This window comes from Streptomyces sp. NPDC001401 (assembly GCF_042895385.1).
Taxonomy (GTDB): domain Bacteria; phylum Actinomycetota; class Actinomycetes; order Streptomycetales; family Streptomycetaceae; genus Streptomyces.
This window is the reverse complement of the sequence record NZ_JBIAWI010000052.1, coordinates 1-1,706: the sequence shown is the minus strand read 5'-3', so window position 1 is coordinate 1,706 and position 1,706 is coordinate 1. Positions and strand designations below refer to the sequence as shown.

The following is a 1,706-nucleotide window of genomic DNA, read 5'->3' as shown; positions in this document are numbered from 1 at the left end:
AGAAGCCGTTGTCTTTCCGGATGTGATCGTTGAGTTTCCGCTGCTCAGACATGGTTCGGGCGTCGTTGCGGGAGAGTTCGGGCGATCAGATCGTTCTCGCGATGCGGAGATGACCAGTGACATCGGTGATGGGTTTGCTGGAGGAACGTGAGACGGCTGCCCGGGTGCGGGCGGAGGAGCTTCAGGCGGAAGCGGACCGGATTCTTGCGGAACTTGCCGAGGCGGAGGCGGTGTTGGAGCGTCGGGTGATCGCCAGGGTCGAGCTGGCCGAGGCCCTGGCCGCGCCGGGCGCTGCCGCGGGTGCGTCCGCCCAGGAGCCGGCGGCCCCGGTGTCGTCGGCCGGGGCGGCGAGGGTTCCGGTCTCCGGGTCCGTCGTGCAGCGGTGGCGGGAGGGGATGACGGCGGTGGCGCTCGCGCCGGACTACCGGCGGATCGTGGAGCTGCTGGAGGCCGAACTCCCGGATGGTGGAGAGGGGTTGATGGCGAAGGAGATGACGGTCCGGCTCGGGCTCGAGTTGGTGCCGGCGAAGATCGAGGGGGTGCGGTCGAAGGCGAAGCGGCTCGTTGAGCGGGGCTGGCTGACCCCTTCGCCGTCGGGCCGGTTCATGCCGCGAGTGTCGTCCGCTGCTGACGCGGCGTCCTGATCGTCTGGCGGTGGTCAGTGGTGCGGGCCAGGCGGCGGGTCATGAGCATAGTGGCCGAGAAGTGGATGAACGCCTCGCTGCTGGCGGGTAGCGTCTCGTAGTCCCGGGCCAGACGCCTCGTGCGCAACAGCCATCCCAAAGTTCGTTCCACCACCCACCGTCTCGGCAATACCACGAACCCTTTCATGTCGTCGCTCCGCTTGACGATCTGGAGGGTGAGCTGGAGTTTCTCCTTCGCCCAGTCGACCAGGGCGCCCGTGTAGCCGCCGTCGGCCCATACCAGGCTGATCTTCCTGAACCGCACCCGCAGCCGGGGCAGCATGATGCGGGCGGCCTGCCGGTCGGTGACGTCCGCGGCGGTCACCAGCACCATGAGCAGCAGGCCGAGGCAGTCCGTGATGACGTGCCTGCGCCTGCCGTTGATCTTCTTCCCGCCGTCGTAGCCGCGCGTGGCGGACGGCACCGAGGCGGCGCCCTTCACCGACTGCGAGTCGATGATCGCCGCACTCGGCTCCGTCTGACGGCCCTTGGCCTCACGGACCTTCCCGCGCAGCCGGTCGTGCAACTCCTTGACCAGGCCGTTCTCCCTCCACCTGCGGAAGAAGGCATACACGCGGTCCCAAGCAGGGAAATCGGCAGGAACCGAGCGCCACTTGATCCCGTTGTCGGTGACGTAGAAAACCGCATCCAGCATCTGCCGGTGACAGTAGCCCTCCGGCTGCCCGCCCCGGCCCTCCAGCCACGCCGGCACGGGCAGCGCGTCACGCACCACCGCCCACTCCGCATCCGTCATGTCTGACGGATACCGCCGTACCCTCTCGGGCCGGTCGGCCGCGTTCCCGAACCGGTGAGCGAGGCAATCGCACACCGACACGCGGAAGTTGGACGGGACGAGGGCCGTCACGCAAGACTGGAACAACAGGGCCTCCTGATACTCGAGTGGCGTCGCAACCCCGAGCTACCAAGGGGCCCTGTTCTCATGCATCCACCCGGCCAAGATCACCCGACCAGGCACCTTGTTCGACCAGAACCGTCCTCATGATCGATAGGAATACGGCTTCT

At 67.5% G+C, this 1,706-nt stretch carries 2 protein-coding genes; one reads left to right on the top strand and one right to left on the bottom strand.

From position 1 onward, the window contains the following. Positions 1-128: 128 nt before the first annotated feature. A complete protein-coding gene (locus ACFY10_RS55040; RefSeq protein ID WP_390672986.1) occupies positions 129-644 on the top strand; it encodes a hypothetical protein in 516 nt (171 codons plus the stop codon). On the opposite strand, the gene ACFY10_RS55035 is transcribed toward ACFY10_RS55040, so the two are convergent. After that, a complete protein-coding gene (locus ACFY10_RS55035; protein WP_390672985.1) occupies positions 604-1,437 on the bottom strand; it encodes an IS5 family transposase in 834 nt (277 codons plus the stop codon). The two genes, ACFY10_RS55040 and ACFY10_RS55035, sit on opposite strands and share 41 nt — an antisense overlap. Between the last annotated feature and the right edge of the window lie 269 nt (positions 1,438-1,706).

Coding starts and splice junctions, on each gene's coding strand:
- ACFY10_RS55035 (WP_390672985.1), bottom strand. CDS start 1,437: ATGACGGATGCGGAGTGGGCGGTGGTGCGTGACGCGCTGCCCGTGCCG.
- ACFY10_RS55040 (WP_390672986.1), top strand. CDS start 129: ATGGGTTTGCTGGAGGAACGTGAGACGGCTGCCCGGGTGCGGGCGGAG.